The sequence below is a fragment of the Pseudomonas sp. PDM04 genome (genome assembly GCF_014851765.1).
Classification (GTDB): Bacteria; Pseudomonadota; Gammaproteobacteria; order Pseudomonadales; family Pseudomonadaceae; genus Aquipseudomonas.
In genome coordinates this window covers 483,848-502,137 of sequence record NZ_JACVAI010000005.1, presented here as the reverse complement: position 1 = coordinate 502,137, position 18,290 = coordinate 483,848, and the positions used below count along the sequence as shown (strand labels likewise).

The 18,290-nt window shown below is 62.9% G+C and carries 13 protein-coding genes; 11 read left to right on the top strand and 2 right to left on the bottom strand.

What is annotated here, in order from left to right:
- Nucleotides 1–76 precede the first annotated feature (76 nt).
- The 5 genes from urtA (at nt 77) to urtE (ending at nt 5,752) form a co-directional block, all read left to right on the top strand.
- A complete protein-coding gene (urtA, locus tag IB249_RS21790) occupies nt 77–1,342 on the top strand; it encodes an urea ABC transporter substrate-binding protein (protein WP_192307771.1) in 1,266 nt (421 codons plus the stop codon).
- Nucleotides 1,343–1,468: 126 nt separating this feature from the next.
- Entirely contained in the window at nt 1,469–2,971 is a 1,503-nt protein-coding gene (gene urtB / locus IB249_RS21785) for an urea ABC transporter permease subunit UrtB (protein ID WP_192307770.1), read from the top strand.
- Complete coding sequence (gene urtC / locus IB249_RS21780) at nt 2,971–4,050, top strand: urea ABC transporter permease subunit UrtC (protein ID WP_192307769.1); 1,080 nt, start codon at nt 2,971–2,973, stop codon at nt 4,048–4,050. The genes urtB and urtC overlap by 1 nt, the downstream gene beginning before the upstream one ends.
- Nucleotides 4,047–4,916, top strand: a complete 870-nt coding sequence (gene urtD / locus IB249_RS21775; RefSeq protein WP_192307768.1) for an urea ABC transporter ATP-binding protein UrtD — start codon at nt 4,047–4,049, stop codon at nt 4,914–4,916. The genes urtC and urtD overlap by 4 nt, the downstream gene beginning before the upstream one ends.
- Nucleotides 4,917–5,053: 137 nt before the next feature.
- Complete coding sequence (gene urtE / locus IB249_RS21770; RefSeq protein ID WP_192307767.1) at nt 5,054–5,752, top strand: urea ABC transporter ATP-binding subunit UrtE; 699 nt, start codon at nt 5,054–5,056, stop codon at nt 5,750–5,752.
- Here urtE and IB249_RS21765 read toward each other — a convergent pair.
- Nucleotides 5,749–6,411, bottom strand: a complete 663-nt coding sequence (locus tag IB249_RS21765) for a DUF4329 domain-containing protein (RefSeq protein ID WP_192307766.1) — start codon at nt 6,409–6,411, stop codon at nt 5,749–5,751. The genes urtE and IB249_RS21765 overlap by 4 nt on opposite strands.
- Nucleotides 6,412–6,652: 241 nt before the next feature.
- Between IB249_RS21765 and IB249_RS21760 the strand changes: the two genes are divergently transcribed.
- From IB249_RS21760 to ureC, 6 genes are all read left to right on the top strand, one after another.
- Complete coding sequence (locus IB249_RS21760; RefSeq protein WP_192307765.1) at nt 6,653–7,492, top strand: urease accessory protein UreD; 840 nt, start codon at nt 6,653–6,655, stop codon at nt 7,490–7,492.
- Nucleotides 7,493–7,638: 146 nt separating this feature from the next.
- Nucleotides 7,639–7,941 carry an urease subunit gamma gene (gene ureA / locus IB249_RS21755; protein ID WP_007915951.1) on the top strand — a complete coding sequence of 101 codons (303 nt, stop codon included), beginning with the start codon at nt 7,639–7,641 and terminating at the stop codon, nt 7,939–7,941.
- Between the two features lie 9 nt (nt 7,942–7,950).
- Complete coding sequence (locus IB249_RS21750) at nt 7,951–8,484, top strand: GNAT family N-acetyltransferase (protein ID WP_192307764.1); 534 nt, start codon at nt 7,951–7,953, stop codon at nt 8,482–8,484.
- Nucleotides 8,485–8,490: 6 nt separating this feature from the next.
- Nucleotides 8,491–9,024, top strand: a complete 534-nt coding sequence (locus IB249_RS21745) for a GNAT family N-acetyltransferase (RefSeq protein ID WP_192307763.1) — start codon at nt 8,491–8,493, stop codon at nt 9,022–9,024.
- Nucleotides 9,024–9,329 (top strand): urease subunit beta, encoded by a 306-nt coding sequence (locus IB249_RS21740; protein ID WP_192307762.1) that lies wholly within the window; start codon nt 9,024–9,026, stop codon nt 9,327–9,329. The genes IB249_RS21745 and IB249_RS21740 overlap by 1 nt, the downstream gene beginning before the upstream one ends.
- A 107-nt stretch (nt 9,330–9,436) precedes the next feature.
- A complete protein-coding gene (ureC, locus tag IB249_RS21735) occupies nt 9,437–11,137 on the top strand; it encodes an urease subunit alpha (protein WP_192307761.1) in 1,701 nt (566 codons plus the stop codon).
- 63 nt (nt 11,138–11,200) lie between these two features.
- On the opposite strand, the gene IB249_RS21730 is transcribed toward ureC, so the two are convergent.
- Nucleotides 11,201–18,124, bottom strand: a complete 6,924-nt coding sequence (locus IB249_RS21730) for an NEL-type E3 ubiquitin ligase domain-containing protein (RefSeq protein WP_192307760.1) — start codon at nt 18,122–18,124, stop codon at nt 11,201–11,203.
- Nucleotides 18,125–18,290 lie beyond the last annotated feature (166 nt).

The following is an 18,290-nucleotide window of genomic DNA, read 5'->3' as shown; positions in this document are numbered from 1 at the left end:
CACAGCCCTTGCTAAAGACCCTTCAGTAGTCCGCATCTGCCACCAGAAAAACTCACAAGTTCATGGAGATCGCACAATGAAGCGTCGCAGTTTGATCAAGGCTTTCACCCTATCGGCCAGCATCGCCGCGATGGGCATGACGTGGACGGTCCAGGCCGCCGAGACCATCAAGGTCGGGATTCTGCATTCGTTGTCCGGGACCATGGCGATCTCCGAGACCTCGCTCAAGGACATGGCGCTGATGACCATCGACGAGATCAACGCCAAGGGCGGCGTCAACGGCAAGATGCTCGAACCGGTGGTGGTCGACCCGGCCTCGAACTGGCCGCTGTTCGCGGAAAAGGGACGGCAGCTGCTGACCCAGGACAAGGTCGCGGTGGTGTTCGGTTGCTGGACCTCGGTGTCGCGCAAGTCGGTATTGCCGGTGTTCGAAGAGCTCAACGGCCTGCTGTTCTACCCGGTGCAATATGAGGGCGAAGAGCTGTCGCCCAACGTGTTCTACACCGGCGCCGCGCCGAACCAGCAAGCGATCCCGGCGGTTGAATACCTGATGAGCGAAGAAGGCGGCGGCGCCAAGCGCTACTTCCTGCTCGGCACCGACTACGTCTACCCGCGCACCACCAACAAGATCCTGCGTTCGTTCCTGCACTCCAAGGGCGTGGCCGACAAGGACATCGAAGAGGTCTACACCCCGTTCGGCCACAGCGACTATCAAACCATCGTCGCCAACATCAAGAAGTTCTCGGCGGGCGGCAAGACAGCGGTCATCTCCACGGTCAATGGCGACTCCAACGTGCCGTTCTACAAGGAACTGGCCAACCAGGGCCTGAAAGCCACCGACGTGCCGGTCGTGGCGTTCTCGGTCGGCGAGGAAGAACTGCGCGGCATCGACACCAAGCCGCTGGTGGGCAACCTCGCAGCGTGGAACTACTTCGAGTCGGTGGAGAACCCGGTGAACAAGAAGTTCGTCGATGACTGGAAGGCCTACGCGAAGAAACACAACCTGCCGGGTGCCGACAAAGCGGTGACCAACGACCCGATGGAGGCCACCTACGTCGGCATCCACATGTGGGCGCAGGCCGCTGAAAAAGCCAAGTCCACCGACGTCGACAAAGTCCGCGAAGCGCTGGCCGGCCAGACCTTCGCCGCGCCGTCCGGCTACACCCTGACCATGGACAAGACCAACCACCACCTGCACAAGCCGGTGATGATCGGCGAGATTCAGGCCGACGGTCAGTTCAACGTGGTCTGGCAGACCGAAGGCCCGATCCGCGCCCAACCGTGGAGCCCGTTCATTCCGGGTAACGACAAGAAGCCGGAATACGCGGTGAAGAGCAACTAAGCCAACACAACTTCTGTGGGAGCGAGCCTGCTTGCGATAGCGCCAGCCCAGCCGCCATTGAGGCTGACTGACACGACGCCATCGCGAGCAGGCTCGCTCCCACAATGTCCGAGTAAGGCCATCAAGATGCCCACTGCCCTTTACCGTTTGATCCTCGCCATCGTCTTGTTGCTGCCGATGGTCAGTCACGCCGGTGACGCAGAAGACTTCCTCGCCGCCAACCCCACGCAGCAGGCCAAGCTGCTGGAGACCTGGGCTGCGCAGCCCGATCCGGTCCGCATCGAATTGATCAATGCCCTGCAACAAGGCGAGTTGACTGTCGATGGCCAACCCAGAACCCTGCGCCTGAACAACCGCCTGCGGGGTCTGATCGACACCGCCCTGGCCAGCCACCAATTGCTCGCCGCCGACGGCAAAATCCGCCTGGCCGCCGCGCAGCAACTGCAGAAAAGCGCCAAGCCGGCGCAGTTGAAATTCCTCGAGCAACAACTGGCGGGCGAACAGGACGAGCGCGTGCACGCCGCGCTGAGCCTGGCGCTGGCCAACCTGCAATTGGTCGACGCCGATCCGGCCGTGCGCCTTGCCGCCGTGCGCTTGCTCGGCGAAACCGGTGACCCGCTGGCACGCACGCGCCTCGAAAGCCTGCTCGACCCCGGCGTCGAAACCGACGCCGCCGTGCGCACCGCTGCCGAAACCAGCCTGGCGCAGGTCAAACGCAAACTGCTGATCGGCGAGATGCTCGGCCAGGCGTTCAGCGGCATGTCGCTCGGTTCGATCCTGCTGCTCGCCGCACTCGGCCTGGCAATCACCTTTGGCCTGCTCGGCGTGATCAACATGGCCCACGGCGAGATGCTGATGCTCGGCGCCTACTCGACCTATGTGGTGCAACTGCTGTTCCAGCGTTTCGCGCCGCAGGCCATCGAGTTCTATCCCTTGATCGCCCTGCCGGTGGCCTTCATCGTCACCGCCGCCATCGGCATGGCGTTGGAGCGCACGGTGATTCGCCACCTCTACGGTCGCCCGCTGGAAACGCTGCTGGCCACCTGGGGCATCAGCCTCATGCTGATCCAGTTGGTGCGATTGCTGTTCGGTGCGCAGAACGTTGAAGTGGCCAACCCCGAGTGGCTGTCCGGCGGGATTCAGGTGCTGCCCAACCTGGTGCTGCCGTACAACCGCATCGTGATCATCGCGTTCGCCCTGTTCGTGGTGGTGCTGACCTGGCTGCTGCTGAACAAGACACGCCTGGGCCTCAACGTGCGCGCCGTGACCCAGAACCGCAACATGGCCGCCTGCTGCGGTGTGCCCACCGGGCGCGTCGACATGCTCGCCTTCGGCCTCGGTTCGGGCATCGCCGGCCTCGGCGGCGTGGCGCTGAGCCAGATCGGCAACGTCGGTCCGGACCTCGGCCAGAGCTACATCATCGACTCGTTCCTGGTGGTGGTGCTCGGCGGTGTCGGGCAGTTGGCCGGCAGTGTCCTGGCGGCGTTCGGCCTGGGCATCGCCAACAAGATTCTCGAACCGCAAATCGGTGCCGTGCTCGGCAAGATCCTCATCCTCGCGCTGATCATTCTGTTCATCCAGAAACGTCCGCAAGGTCTCTTTGCACTGAAAGGACGGGTGATCGACTGATGAATCAACCTCTCTTGGTTACGGCCACCCGCAAAGCCGGCCCCACCGTCACGATAGCCATCGGGACCCTCATCCTCGCCCTGCTGCTGGCGCTGCCGTTGCTGTCGCTGTTGCCGGCAGACAGCACGCTGCACGTCTCGGCCTACACGCTGACACTGGTGGGCAAGATTCTGTGCTACGCCATCGTGGCCCTGGCGCTGGACCTGGTGTGGGGTTATGCCGGCCTGTTGTCCCTCGGCCACGGTCTGTTCTTCGCCCTGGGCGGGTATGCGATGGGCATGTACCTCATGCGCCAGGCGGCAGGCGATGGCTTGCCGGCGTTCATGACGTTCCTGTCGTGGACCGAGCTGCCCTGGTACTGGACCGGCACCAGCAGCTTCCTCTGGGCGATGTGCCTGGTGGTGCTGGCGCCGGGTTTGCTGGCCCTGGTGTTCGGTTTTTTCGCCTTCCGTTCGCGGATCAAGGGCGTGTATTTCTCGATCATGACCCAGGCCCTGACCTTCGCCGGCATGCTGCTGTTCTTCCGCAACGAGACCGGCTTTGGCGGCAACAACGGCTTCACCAATTTCCGCAGCATTCTCGGCTTTGGCATCACCGAACCGGGGACGCGCGCGGTGCTGTTCTTCGCCACGGTGCTGTTGCTGGTGGCGAGTCTTTACATCGGCTGGCGCCTGGCGCAAAGCAAGTTCGGCCGGGTCCTGACCGCCCTGCGCGACGCGGAAAACCGCCTGATGTTCTGCGGCTACGATCCCCGGGGGTTCAAGCTGTTCGTCTGGGTGTTGAGTGCGGTGCTCTGTGGTCTGGCCGGTGCGCTGTATGTGCCGCAGGTCGGCATCATCAACCCGAGCGAGATGTCGCCCACCAACTCCATCGAAGCGGCCGTCTGGGTCGCTCTCGGCGGGCGCGGCACACTGATCGGGCCGTTGCTCGGCGCCGGCGTGGTCAACGGCATGAAGAGCTGGTTCACCGTGGCGTTTCCCGAGTACTGGCTGTTTTTCCTCGGCGCGCTGTTCATTGTCGTGACCCTTTACCTGCCCAAAGGCGTGATCGGTCTGCTGAAAAAGAGAGGTGAACAATGAGAGTCACTGCCACGGCTGAATTCATGCTCGAGCCGGCCTTTTATCCGCCGCATCCGAACAAGGATGCCGGCAGCAGCCGCGATGCCATCGGCCTCGGCCAGCGCGTCGGCCCAGGCCTGGACACGCGCCACGGCACCGTCCTGACCCTGGAGGACATCAGTGTCAGCTTCGATGGTTTCAAGGCCCTGAACGACCTGACCCTGTACATCGGTGTCGGCGAGCTGCGCTGCATCATCGGCCCCAACGGCGCGGGCAAGACCACTCTGATGGACGTCATCACCGGCAAGACCCGGCCCAGCCATGGCAAGGCCTGGTTCGGCGAAACCCTGGACCTGACCAAGATGAGCGAAGTGCAGATCGCCCAGGCCGGCATCGGCCGCAAGTTCCAGAAGCCGACCGTGTTCGAAGCCTTGAGCGTGTTCGAAAACCTGGAGCTGGCGCAGAACACCGACAAATCGGTCTGGGCCAGCCTGCGGGCGCGCCTGAGCGGCGAACAGAAGGACCGCATCGGCGAAGTGCTGGAGACCATTCGCCTGACCGCGTCGGTCAATCGACCGGCCGGTTTGCTGTCCCACGGGCAGAAGCAGTTCCTGGAAATCGGCATGTTGCTGATGCAGGACCCGCAACTGCTGCTGCTCGACGAGCCGGTGGCCGGCATGACCGACGCCGAGACCGAGTTCACCGCCGAACTGTTCAAGCGCCTGGCGGGCAAGCATTCGCTGATGGTGGTGGAACACGACATGGGCTTCGTCGGCGCCATCGCCGACCACGTCACCGTGTTGCACCAGGGCAGCGTACTGGCCGAGGGCTCGCTGGAGCAGGTGCAGGAAAATGAGCGGGTGATCGAGGTTTATCTCGGTCGCTGAGGGGTGCGAACACTGACTCGACCGTGGGCGCGGGCTTGCTCGCGAAGGAAATTCATCAATCGACGTCATCGCTGCCTGACACACCGCTATCGCGAGCAGGCTCGCTCCCACAGGGGGGCGTGAGGAGAACAGAAGACATGCTGCAAGTCGACAAACTGCACCAGTACTACGGCGGTAGCCACATCCTGCGCGGCCTGACGTTCGACGTGAAAGTCGGCGAAGTCACCTGCCTGCTCGGACGCAACGGCGTGGGCAAGACCACGTTGCTCAAATGCCTGATGGGCCTGCTGCCGGCCAAGGAAGGCGCGGTCAACTGGGAGGGCCAGCCGATCACCACGCTCAAGCCGCACCAACGGGTGCACGCCGGGATCGCCTACGTGCCCCAGGGCCGTGAAATCTTTGGCCGGCTGACTGTCGAAGAAAACCTGCTGATGGGCCTGTCGCGATTTCCCGGCCGTGAAGCGAAGGAAGTCCCGGCGTTCATCTACGAGCTGTTCCCCGTGCTGCTGCAAATGAAGCACCGACGCGGCGGCGACTTGTCCGGCGGCCAACAGCAACAGCTGGCCATCGGCCGTGCCCTGGCCAGCCGGCCCCGCCTGCTGATCCTCGACGAACCCACCGAAGGCATCCAGCCGTCGGTGATCAAGGAGATCGGCGCCGTGATCAAGAAACTCGCAGCGCGCGGCGACATGGCGATCCTGCTGGTGGAACAGTTCTACGATTTCGCCGCCGAACTGGCCGACCACTACCTGGTGATGTCCCGTGGCGAGATCGTGCAACAGGGCCGCGGCGAACACATGGAAGCCGAAGGGGTGCGCGGGCTGGTCACGATTTAGGATGGCGCCAGGTCCGCCGGTCCGGGGGTAAGCGGCTGAAAGGGAACCCAATCGGCAGTCACCCGGCCACGCCTCCCACCCCAGACGGTGCCTGGGTGGAGGACCCACAACCGGCCGATGGTGACGATCCTCCTGATCCGACTTTCCGGTGTCGAACCCATGCCATAGGCCGGGCTGCGCGACGTATGCTTCGGATCGATGGCATAACCGATCAGCGAGCCATAAGGGCTGGAAAGGTAGAGTTGCCGCAAGACAGGCGCCTGCCTGAAAGCCAGCGCAAGATCGACGGTCGACGGCAGCGTGATGTGCAACTTGACCTGATCCGCGCGGTAATGCGGATACATCCTGACAATCTCTCGTTCATGTTCAGGATGGCTGTGATGAAGCCCGACGCATCGATATCCCGGTGGGTGAATGATGGTTTGCGTGGAACGGTCGAATCCCAGCAAACGCTCGAAATCAAACGCATCCGCCTCGCCGGCGGTTGGGGAAGTGGCGACGAATTTCCCATCGGGGCGCTGCAAGATCAGCGCCCCGTACTCCTTGTCGGCGCGACGTTCATGTTGGTGCAGCCAACACGCCGCATCGTCAGGGCAAACAAAAGGCTGGCTCACGGGCGGTAACACCGGTGCGGCGGCAGGATCGGAAGCAGTGGTCATCAGGAACTCCAGTCAGTGAGTCACTCCGCAGGAAGCGGAGCGCACACACGCATCCTGGTTTTTTTGCGAGTTCGCCGTGCGGTACATAAGTCTGCCCCCGAAAAGCACCAGTTTGTCGCGCGACGCGCCAGCGACCGACTCATTTTGGTGCGCGACAAAGCCGATTCGCCGCTTCCGCCCCCTGAATACTGGCGGCACAGCCTTTGCAATCCTTCCCGTACTTCCCCGACAAGCACTGACTATGACCCTCCCCGCGACTGGCGCCTCGTTCACCCCCAGCTGGCATGCCGAGCTGGACCTGGGCTATGCCCGATTCGGTGACAGCACGCGCCCGATCCAGCGTCGGCATAAAGGTCCGTTGCGGGTGCAGAAGCATCTGTATGCCGAAGGGCCCGAAGTGTGTCAGCACATCATCGTCCATCCGCCGGGCGGGATTGCCGGCGGTGATCGCCTGGACATCTGCGCCAGCGTCGGCCGCGACGCCTGGGCACAGATCACCAGTCCCGGCGCGGCCAAGTGGTATCGCGCAGCCGCACCCGCCCATCAGTGCCTGACCCTGCGGGTGGCCGACGGAGCGACAATGGAATGGCTGCCCCAGGAAACCATCGTTTTCAGCGCGGCGCAGGCGCAGTTGAGCACGACCATCGACCTCGAAGGCGATGCCCGGTTGTTCTACTGGGACGTGGTCGCGCTGGGACGCCCGGCCAGTGGCGAGCGTTTCGACCTCGGGGATTTCCAGGCGCACCTGGATATCCGCCGTGACGGCCGATTGCTCTGGCATGAACGCCAGCGCATTGTCGGGAATGACGGTTTGCTCGACTCACCGATTGGCCTGGACGGGCAACCGGTGTTCGCGACGTTGCTGGTGACGGGTGAAATCGACAACGACTTGCTGGAGCGCTGCCGCGCGCTGCCCCATGATGTGCGCGGTGACCTGAGCCAGTTGCCGGGGCTGCTGGTGGCCCGGTGCCTAGCCGCTGAGGCGTTGCTGGCGCGGAGTTGGTTGATTGCATTGTGGCAATTGCTAAGGCCCGCATTGCTGGGCCGTGACGCCGTGCCACCACGAATATGGAACACCTGAATTTTGCTTTCCTGTGGGAGCGAGCCTGCTCGCGATGGCGGTGTGTCCAGCAACGACGAGCGCCTGGGTGGACGCCATCGCGAGCAGACTCGCTCCCACAATGCATCAACGAATCATTTATTTATCTGCCCGGATGAAATGTTCCAATGGACCTGACCCCACGCGAAAAAGACAAGCTGCTGATCTTCACCGCCGGCCTGGTGGCCGAGCGACGTTTGGCGCGCGGCGTGAAACTCAATTACCCGGAAGCGATGGCCTACATTTCCGCCGCGCTACTCGAAGGCGCCCGTGACGGTCAGACCGTGGCCGAACTGATGCACTTCGGCACCACCCTGCTCAGCCGCGAACAAGTGATGGAAGGCATCCCGGAAATGATTCCGGAGATTCAGGTCGAAGCCACCTTCCCCGACGGCACCAAACTGGTCACCGTCCACCAACCGATCGTCTGAGGCCGCGCCATGACCTATTCCATCCGCGATGCGGTGCACGCCGACCTGCCAGCGGTCCGCGACATCTACAACGACGCCGTGCTCAACACCACGGCGATCTGGAATGAACAGGCGGTCGACCTGGGCAACCGCCAGGCCTGGTTCAGCGCCCGGCAATCCCAGGGCTATCCGATCCTGGTGATCGTCGACGGCGAGAACAGCGTCCTGGGCTACGCTTCGTTTGGTGACTGGCGCCCGTTCGACGGTTTCCGCCACACCGTGGAGCATTCGGTCTACGTGCGCAGCGACCAGCGTGGCAATGGCCTGGGCCCGCAGTTGATGGACGTGTTGATCGAACGCGCCAGGGGCTGCGACAAGCACGTGATGGTCGCGGCCATCGAAAGCGGCAACGCCGCTTCCATCCGCCTGCATGAACGCGCGGGCTTCGTGACCACCGGGCAAATGCCGCAAGTGGGCACCAAGTTCGGTCGCTGGCTGGACCTGACCTTCATGCAATTGATCCTCAATCCTGGCGCCGAACCTCCCGCCGCCAGCAAGGAGTAACGCTCGATGAACGCCGCTCAACTGCGCCGCGTCAATATTGAAAGCTTTGCGCACTATCGCCAGGGATTGATCGACCTGCTGCTGGACGCCGTCGGTTATGGCGCCAGCGTCGGTTTCATGGCTGACCTGGATGCCGCCCAGGCACGCGCCTATTTCGATGAGGTGCAGGTGCAGTTGGGCAAGGGCAATGTGCTGCTGTGGGTCGTGGTCAAGGACGAACAGGTGCAGGCCAGTGTGCAACTGACCCTGTGCCAGAAGGCCAACGGCCTGAACCGCGCCGAAGTGCAGAAACTGCTGGTGCGCGAACATGCGCGCCGCCGTGGCCTGGGCCAGCAGCTGATGAGCGCCCTGGAACAGGCCGCGCTGCAGCACAAGCGCGGCCTGCTCTACCTCGACACCGAAGCCGGTTCGCCCGCCGAGGATTTCTACAAGGCCCTGGGTTACACCCGCGTCGGGGAAATTCCCGACTACGCCTGCGACCCCAGCGGTCGCTACAAGCCAACCGCCCTCTACTACAAGATTCTTCAGGGAGCCCACTGATGATTCCCGGTGAACTGCAGGTCCAGCCTGGCGACATCGAACTCAATGCCGGCCGTCGCACCCTCAGCCTGAAAGTGGCCAACAGCGGCGACCGGCCGATCCAGGTCGGCTCGCATTACCATTTTTTCGAAACCAACGACGCCCTCACGTTCGACCGCGCCGCCAGTCGCGGCATGCGCCTGAACATCCCGGCCGGCACGGCCGTGCGCTTCGAACCGGGGCAGAGTCGCGAGGTCGAGCTGGTCGACCTGGCCGGGCATCGGCGGGTGTTCGGCTTTGCCGGGCGGATCATGGGTGACCTCTAGGTTTTGCGCTGTCTGTCCGGCCAATCGAGAGCAGGCTCGCTCCCACAGGGCGCACATTGGACCTGCTCGCGATGGTTTCACAATCAATTGAATCTCAAGGCGAACGAATGAAGATTTCCCGTCAAGCCTACGCCGACATGTTCGGCCCCACCGTGGGTGACAAGGTCCGTCTGGCCGATACCGAGCTGTGGATCGAAGTCGAGAAGGACTTCACCACCTACGGCGAAGAAGTGAAGTTCGGTGGCGGCAAGGTCATTCGCGACGGTCAGGGCCAGAGCCAGTTGCTCGCCGCCGAAGTGGTCGACACGGTGATCACCAATGCCCTGATCGTCGATCACTGGGGCATCGTCAAGGCCGACGTCGGTCTCAAGGACGGGCGCATCGCCGGCATCGGCAAGGCGGGCAACCCGGACGTGCAACCGGACGTGACCATTGCCATCGGCGCCGGCACCGAAGTCATCGCCGGCGAGGGCATGATCCTCACCGCAGGCGGCATCGACACCCATATCCATTTCATCTGCCCGCAGCAGATCGAAGAGGCGCTGATGAGCGGTGTCACCACCATGATCGGTGGTGGCACCGGCCCGGCCACCGGCACCAATGCCACCACCTGCACGTCCGGGCCGTGGCACCTGGCGCGGATGCTCCAGGCGGCGGACGCCTTCGCGATGAACATCGGCCTGACCGGCAAAGGCAACGCCAGCCTGCCGGAGCCGTTGATCGAACAGGTCAAGGCCGGTGCCATCGGCCTCAAGCTGCACGAAGACTGGGGCACTACCCCCGCGAGCATCGACAACTGCCTGAGCGTGGCGGATCAGTACGACGTGCAGGTCGCCATCCACACCGACACCCTCAACGAATCCGGTTTCGTCGAAACCACCCTCGCCGCCTTCAAGGGCCGCACCATCCACACCTATCACACCGAAGGCGCGGGCGGTGGTCATGCACCGGACATCATCAAGGCCTGCGGCTTCCCGAACGTGCTGCCCAGCTCGACCAACCCGACCCGCCCGTTCACCCGCAACACCATCGATGAGCACCTGGACATGCTGATGGTCTGCCACCACCTGGACCCGAGCATTGCCGAAGACGTGGCCTTCGCCGAAAGCCGCATCCGCCGCGAGACGATTGCCGCCGAGGACATCCTCCACGACCTCGGCGCGTTCTCGATGATCAGCTCCGACAGCCAGGCCATGGGCCGGGTCGGCGAAGTGATCACGCGCACCTGGCAGACCGCCGACAAAATGAAAAAACAGCGCGGGCCACTGCCCGGCGACGGCGCTGGCAACGACAACTTCCGCGCCAAACGCTACATCGCCAAATACACCATCAACCCGGCGATCACCCACGGCATCAGCCATGAGGTGGGTTCGGTGGAAGTGGGCAAATGGGCCGACCTGGTGCTGTGGCGCCCGGCGTTTTTCGGGGTCAAGCCGACGTTGATCCTCAAGGGTGGCGCCATTGCGGCGAGCCTGATGGGCGATGCCAACGCCTCGATTCCGACACCGCAGCCGGTGCACTACCGACCGATGTTCGCCAGTTTCGGCGGTTCGTTGCACGCCACCAGCCTGACCTTCATCAGCCAGGCGGCGCAGGCGGCCGGCCTGCCCGAGGCCCTGGGCCTGAAAAAGACAATCGCCGTGGTCAAGGGCTGCCGCGAGGTGCAGAAAACCGACCTGATCCACAACGATTACCTGCCGGACATCGACGTCGACCCGCAGACCTACCAGGTCAAGGCCGACGGGGAATTGCTGTGGTGCGAACCGGCTGACACCCTGCCGATGGCACAGCGTTACTTCCTGTTCTGAGCAATTCCCTATAGCAGCTGCCGGGCCTGCGAGGCTACGTCCGGCTCGGCAGCGGTCTTCGAATCAGCGCCGAGGCGGCCCCATCAGGTTCCGCGAGGTGCCGGGTTGCGGCTCCTCGAAAACAGCGGTTGCGGCTTCGCCGGTGACTCGTCGGGACAGCTCGATCAGCTTTTGATTGCGCTCGATGCTGAGTTCGATGTTGAGCGTTTCCACCGCGGCTTTGTAGGCGTCACTCCCCACCGTTTCATGAGCATGGTCATCCTCGAAACGGCTTTGTTTGTCCGCCGCGCTCTGGTCAAGCACGCTGAACTCTTCTGGGTATTTTTCCCGCAGGAATTGCACCCAGAAATCACGGCCAATCAGGTTTTCATAAAAGGCCTCGGTTTTTTCCAGGGCTTCGATGGTGGCGCGTGCGGTGCTGAGGATCGTTCCGCTGATAGGCCTGCCGTATTGCATGTTCCTGGGTTGCCCGGGCAACTCCAGCCCGTCGCTCCAGCCCTGGGTCAGGCCAATCCTGTATTCCAGGCGTGCTTCCGCCTGATCGGTGTATCCCCTCGCCTTCTTGGCCAGGTCCTCGACTTTGTTCAGGCGGAACAGCTGTCGGCCCAGGCGCAGCAACGCGCGGCCTCTCTGCTCCAGCTGACCCGGCGCAATATCCTGCAAGACGTTGCGTTCGAAGACCTTCACCTCAAGTTCACTGAAGGTCAGAATCCGCCCGTCCACGCACGTCCCGTGGGTGCCGGACATGCCGAACAATATTTCCCTGAGCTCGCTATCCTCACCCGCCGCACTGGCCACCACCCACATCCGTCGTGTCAGGTCGGCGCGGGCCAGGCGGAACTCCGGGGTGAGTTGCAACAGGGCCAGCAGGTGAAAAAACGCCCCGTTATCCGGCTCGGCCGCCAGCCGGTTCCACAGCGCTCGGCGCTCGGCCATCAACCCCGGATCCTGCATTTCCAGCCAAGGCTTGAGCTGTTCAGGCTCGGCCTCCACGTGCGTGATCACCTCATCCGGCAAGACCGGGTGCACCTCATCCTCACCGTCACTGCCCAGATCGTTGATCAGCTCATCAAGCAAGTCAGGCGTATAACCCAACCATGTATTGGGCGTGACGCTGCTCCCGTAGTCCCTGATCTGCTCCAGTTGGTGGCGCGAAAAGCTATTGTCGGACACGTCCGTATGCGCCATCAGCACGTCGTGGTGCCCGTCGAGTGCTTCCTCCGGAATCGTCGCCATGCGGTTGCCGCTGAGGTTCAGCACCCGCAGGTGATCGGCCTGCAGCACGCCTTCGGGCCAGTCCGTGATCCGGTTGTTGCGCAAATCCAGTTCTTCCAGTCGCGGCAGTGATTCGACGCTGAAAGACTGTAGGTTGTTGTAGCTCAGGTCGAGCATGCGCAATTGCTCGAGGGAGCCCAGCGCCGAATAGATATGCTCGGGTGCCAGCAGACCGGTACTCGACAGGTCCAACCGTTCCAGCGCGCTCATCGACTCAAGTGCCCGGGGCAAGACGTGCAACGGCTGGCCACCCAGCGCCAGGCTGTGCACGTTGGGAAATGCGTTCAGGAAGCCATTGGAACCCTGCCCGGTCAGACGCACACCGGTCAGGTTCAAATCGCCCACATGGGGGAAATCCAGCCCCAGCTCAGGCAGATCGCCCAGCTGCAGGCCGTTGAAGTCAAGGCGATGATCGGCCACACCATTCCAACCCATCAAACCTTCCTGCCAACACTCGATGATGCGCAGTGCGGCCAACCGGCGAGAGTGCGCCGACACGTCCCAGCCCGTCCCTCGGGTTCCACGGGTAAACAGCCAACCGTTCAAGCGACGGGTCAAGTCTTCCAGGGTCCGGTGCCAAGCGTCGATGCGCTCGCTGATTTGCGCGCTGCCCAGGCCTTCCTTGCGCAGCTTCTCGATGGCATGCAAAGGTTCGTCGCCCACCATCCAGCGGACGGCTTTCAAACGCTGGGCAAGCCAGGCCGTACCTTCGCCGGCCGGCACTTGCGCGGGCAACGGCCACAGATTCCCGGCAATCGAGGCCCCCGTCTCGGTCGGTGGAAAGTCCCGAGGCACCGGCTCACGGTCGAAGCGTTCGAGGGCGCCGGGCGGCAAGCCTTTGCTCAGTTCGACCCGCGCCCGCGCGGCACTCAGCGCCTGCAAGGCCTGTGGCGTCAACGGCGCGCCACTCAGGTGGGTGCCGATCACCAGGTCGTCGCGGGCCAGGGCGGCTTCCGGCAGCGTGGTAATCGCGGTGCCCCCCAGGTCCAGCCAAGTCAGTTCAGCCAGGTTCTCGGCGCCCGTGGGCCACACCTGCAGATTGGTCCCGTTCAGGTTCAAGGCCTTGAGCTCGCTCATGGCGCTGACATCCAGGCCCACTGACGAGGTGCCGGCATCGGCGAAGCGGCTGCCACTCAGGTCGAGGTTTTGCACCCGATTGAAACCGCTGACAAAACGACGGGTCTCCTCAAGAGAGGCAGCGCCCCCGCGCAGGATCAGGGTCTCTACATGCTCAAAGTCCCGGGCGGCCAGCTCCGGAAGTTGGTTGATCGACATCAGGTTCAGTTTTAGACGCGTCGAGTAGTCCGTTGAGCCGTAGCGGCGCAGCAGTCCACTGTGCCAGCTACTTCTCAGGGCAGCCCCAATGTCCCAACTTTTTTCCACCTCAAGCACAAACAACTTGGATAGCCACACATGGAGGCGGCGATAGAACACATCGTACTCGTCGCCCAAGGCTTCGATGGCGTTGAACCTGGCTTCGGCGCCCTCCCAGCGCTGGAGAAACGACTGAAACAAAAAGCCGGAACGCTCTCCCCCCGGTCCCGGAGCGTTGGACGTCTCGCCAGCCCCGCCAAACTGCCGCAGCTCTCCTCTGCAGTGATCCGCGACCATTTCTTCCAGGTCGATCAAGTGCACAGGCTGGCGTCTCACATAGTGATAAGCCACCTTGAACGTTTCGCGCGTGAGCCAGGACCAGTCCAGAGAGAGTCCGGACAATAACCGATCATGCCCGCCCTCGAACAATCTGCCGGGCAACTGGTAGACGAAGCTGCCACGCATGTTCAGACGCTCCAGGTGAGGCAACTCGAGCACACCCGCCGGCCAGGCCTGTGCGGTGGCATTCGTGATGGTCAGGCTGCGCAGGTTGCTCAGGCGGCTCACATCAAGGTCTTCGGCCTTCTGCAGTACCCCACGCAGTTCCAATCTTTCGAGCCTGACCAGGTTCTCGAGCCTGGCGATTTCCGCCGCACTGTAGGGGAAGTTCGAGGCCAGGCTCAGATCGGTGAGTCGCTCCATGCCGTCCAGCGCCCGAGGAACCGTGCGCAACCGCATACTGCCGGTGATCGACAATTTTTCGAGCTGCTGAAAAGAGCCCAACAGCCCTTCGATGGTCGCGCTGGTCATGCCCACGCCGCCAACCGACAATTCCCTGATATGGGAAAAATCCGCCGACAGCGGCGGCAACGAATCGTGGCAGGACAGTTCGAGCCGCGCATACCTCGGGTTTCCCCCGGCCTTGGGCGAGTTTTTCCAGGCTGACTTGATCGCATCCGCCGCCGGGCCTTTGCCATCCAGCATGGCGCGCAGCGCGCTGTCCCCGCCCACCCATTGATCAAGGGTCGCCTCCAGCGCCTGCCACTCGCGCAGACGGTTGCTCAGCAGGTGGAAAATCTGCTGGTTGGACTGGCCAAGCCCCCACTGTTCGAGGAGAAACTTGAGGGCCTCGACATCGGACAGGTCCGGGTAAACATCCTGCACTCGACTGGTCAGCTCGCCGGTCGCATCAGCACCCCGTCCGCTGGATAGGTAGCCCCACTGCTTCTGTGCAATACGCCGGGGTGGCCTGGCTGCGGTTTTATCGCGCAGCCATTGCGCCGACTCGGTGGGATGCGCGGTGGCATAGTCGATAACCGCGCGCCGCAAATCAGCGCTTTGGCCCACGCTGGGGATTCCCAACGACTGACGTGCGTCGTCGGGCAAGGCATGCAGGATGGAGGCGAAGAAGTTATCGCCCGTTCGCGGCAGGCTGTTGAGGGTTTCGCCCCGCTCGTTGAATGCCTGGTAAAACGGCCCTTTTTTCACCACGAACTTATGGGTGCCGCTGTTTTCGTTGCCAATGCCATCGAGCAGTTCCCCTTCAATCCCGCCCTCGCGAATTTCCAGGCGTACATCACCCTTCCAGCCCGGCAATTTTTCCAGGATATGCAGCGCCATGCGCTTGCTGTCCGCCCACACCAGGTTTTCCATGTGCAAGCCGGCAAAGGCCTCCGTCAAGCGGCCTTGTTGCACGTACCAACGGGCCTGTTCCAGCAAGCGCAACGACAAGCGGGCGGTGCTCTCGAGCCGTGTCAGTTCCTCGACCGTGGCGTCGTCCAGCACGCTGACTGCCGCCGATTCGCTGAGTCCGGGGCACAGCCGTTGCAGCTTGGCGACCCGGGGGTCCACGGGGCCCAAACCCTTGTAGAGACTTTCGAACAGGGCCGGCTGACGGGTTCGGGCGAAATCGGCGATCTGCTTGCGCAACTCCTGAGGCCGTAATGCTTTCACTCGCGCCGGTTCGCCACCGAGCAGGTGGGTGATTTCCGACTCATCGAGCCCCGCCAGAATGAGCGCGGGCAGGTTGCCGCTCAGGACATCGGCCCGGGTAATGCGGATGGCTGGCTTCAGTTTGACGCCGGGATACAGCCGCTCGGAACCGTACTTGAGCGATTTCCCCGACAGTTCCGGCCCTTCGAACACTTTCAGCACCCGCCCGACCGGCCAGCGTGGCAACTCGGTGACCAGGGGCAGGGTGAACAAGTAGCGATCATCGATGGCTTGACCGGTCTCGATCTGTTCGATGACTTGCGCCACGCCATGGTCAGCTTCGAACAAACGCAGAGCATCGGTCAGCTCGGGTGGTGGCGGCGCGTTGTCCAGGTGCATTTTGCGCAAGGCGCTGTCGCTGACACCACTGACGTCGGCGATCTGCAGCAGTCGCTGGTCAGAGAAGGTGTCGGTCACCGGTCCAATGCGCCGCAGCAGCGTCAGGCGGTCCCAAGTCTGCGGGCGCTCCAGGGTATGCCGCCAGGCGCCGGTGCCGTTGTGGGCGAGCGGTGGCTGGTAGGCTTGGGGGTCGCTGGGGTGCTTGATGCGCCAGCGTTTCAGTTGCGGGTCGTAGGTTTTTTGATAAAACCGATTGTCGATCCGGACATGGGTCTTACCGTCGAACTCGAATTGCCCCAGGTCAGTGGCCGGCACGTCGCGGTCCACGGAAACGGCGCGTTCATAGCCCTTCAAGTCGGCCTTCCACAAGCGGCTGTCGCCATTGGGCAGCGTGACCGGGTCGAGTTGCTCGATCACCGGTTCGGCCTTGACCGCAGTCAGCTTGGCCAAGCCTTTGCCGACACCGGCCGCCACGGCGAAAAACGCCAGGTTCTCCGCCACGTCGATCAGGTGCGCCTTGGCCGCCTTGCGATCGCCCTCGCTCCATTCAATCGAGGCTTCGAACGTTTCGGACATCAGCTGGCCGGCGATCGCCACCATCATGACCTCGCCCAACACCGGGACGAACATGCTCACCGTGGTCAGGACCAGCATGCCGATGTTCAACAGAAAGGCGAACTTCTCGGAACGGACCCGGGCATCCACATCCGCCGTGGGCACTGCGTGGCTGCGCGCGTCGGCCAGGACTTTGTCGCGATGCTGCTCGTAGAGATAACCCCAAAGATCGATGTTCTCGACCCACAGCCCCTGGCCCGCTCGGACCTGAACCCGGGGAGCGAGAAAAGGGTCGTCATTCGGCTCCTGATTGATCGTGGTGGGCGGCAATTTCTTGAAGCCGGCAAAGGGATTGATCCCCTGCAACAGCGTGTTGAGGATCGACGCATAGGGGCTGAGCTTCTGCCCCAGCGGTCTGCCGGACGCATTCTGAGTGAACTCGTTGAAGTAACGCGCAAGATCGCCGTACGCCACGAACTGGCTGAAAAACCGTTGATACTCGGTCGGGCTGCCGTCCCTGGGTTGCGCCGCATCGCGGGCGGTGAAACGGCGCTTGAACATCGCCGTCAGGTCCTCATAGAGGTAGCGCTTGAGGGGATGCTCCGGATCGTTAGGGATATACACGATCATTTCGCCACCGTAGCGGTACTTTTCACAGATGTAGAACACCACGCAGCCGGTCATGGTGAGGTTCATCAGGCACAGGTCGCGGAACCACACCTGCTTTTTGCCCATCCACGGATGCACTTCGCCGTCGATCACCGACACGATCATGGTGTAGTCCGCCGGCGTGATGTCCTTTTTCAGCAGCGCCAGGTCAGCCGCAGCGCGCAACGCGGCTTTCTGGGATTCGATGAAGGGCTGGCGGAGCGCCTTTTGCGCTTGCGCGTCGGCGGTTTTGAAGAATGCCTTGAGGTACACCTGATATTTCGCGCCGATATCCAGCGAGCGGCACAGCCCGGTGAATTGCGTCACGGTCAGGGTGGTGCTGACGGCGCTGAACGTGCCCGGCGTAGGGTTCTCCACCAGGAAACCCGAGGACTCGTGAAACGCCCCGCCCTCGGTTTCCGACGCTTCGAAGTTATGCAGGGCGGCCTGCAGCAGCGGCAGCCTCAACACCTCGAAGGATCCGATATCGACGCCAAGGACGCCCCATTCCAGCGGTTGCCTGAGGCAGACCAGGGTCTTGTCGACGTCCAGTGTGACGCTGAACCGGTCCTTCAAGGCCTTGACCAGCAGAGGTCTGGCAAACGTGTCGACGTCCAGGAAAGCTGACATGGCCTTGTCGAGTCGGGTCTGCGCCGCGAAGCTGGCGGTGGCGCGATAGCCCAGGGCGTCGCGTTGTGCGCGGGTCGTGCCTTTGAGCCAGTCCGGCGTGGGCGTGGCGCTGTTCTTCAGGGCCGCGCGACGTTCCGGGGTGGCGTTGACCAGCCAGTCGGGAATGGCTTTTTCGAGGAAAAGGCCGTGGATGCTCGCGGTAGCGGCCGGGGTTGATGCAGTGGGGTCAGACATGGCGTCTCTCCTGTGAAGTGGAGCGCTAGGACACCATCTCGGGCAACTGCATTTGCGGTACATAGTTGTTTTGGGGTGGGCGGGCGGTGGTGCAAATGCACCTGTATGTCGCCTCGATAAAAGCGCATTGTCGCGCCGCCGCGCCTGAGGTTTTTTTCCTGCGTAA

Coding starts and splice junctions, on each gene's coding strand:
- IB249_RS21745 (WP_192307763.1), top strand. CDS start 8,491: ATGAACGCCGCTCAACTGCGCCGCGTCAATATTGAAAGCTTTGCGCAC.
- urtD (WP_192307768.1), top strand. CDS start 4,047: ATGAGAGTCACTGCCACGGCTGAATTCATGCTCGAGCCGGCCTTTTAT.
- urtC (WP_192307769.1), top strand. CDS start 2,971: ATGAATCAACCTCTCTTGGTTACGGCCACCCGCAAAGCCGGCCCCACC.
- IB249_RS21765 (WP_192307766.1), bottom strand. CDS start 6,411: ATGACCACTGCTTCCGATCCTGCCGCCGCACCGGTGTTACCGCCCGTG.
- urtB (WP_192307770.1), top strand. CDS start 1,469: ATGCCCACTGCCCTTTACCGTTTGATCCTCGCCATCGTCTTGTTGCTG.
- IB249_RS21740 (WP_192307762.1), top strand. CDS start 9,024: ATGATTCCCGGTGAACTGCAGGTCCAGCCTGGCGACATCGAACTCAAT.
- urtA (WP_192307771.1), top strand. CDS start 77: ATGAAGCGTCGCAGTTTGATCAAGGCTTTCACCCTATCGGCCAGCATC.
- IB249_RS21750 (WP_192307764.1), top strand. CDS start 7,951: ATGACCTATTCCATCCGCGATGCGGTGCACGCCGACCTGCCAGCGGTC.
- urtE (WP_192307767.1), top strand. CDS start 5,054: ATGCTGCAAGTCGACAAACTGCACCAGTACTACGGCGGTAGCCACATC.
- ureA (WP_007915951.1), top strand. CDS start 7,639: ATGGACCTGACCCCACGCGAAAAAGACAAGCTGCTGATCTTCACCGCC.
- ureC (WP_192307761.1), top strand. CDS start 9,437: ATGAAGATTTCCCGTCAAGCCTACGCCGACATGTTCGGCCCCACCGTG.
- IB249_RS21730 (WP_192307760.1), bottom strand. CDS start 18,124: ATGTCTGACCCCACTGCATCAACCCCGGCCGCTACCGCGAGCATCCAC.
- IB249_RS21760 (WP_192307765.1), top strand. CDS start 6,653: ATGACCCTCCCCGCGACTGGCGCCTCGTTCACCCCCAGCTGGCATGCC.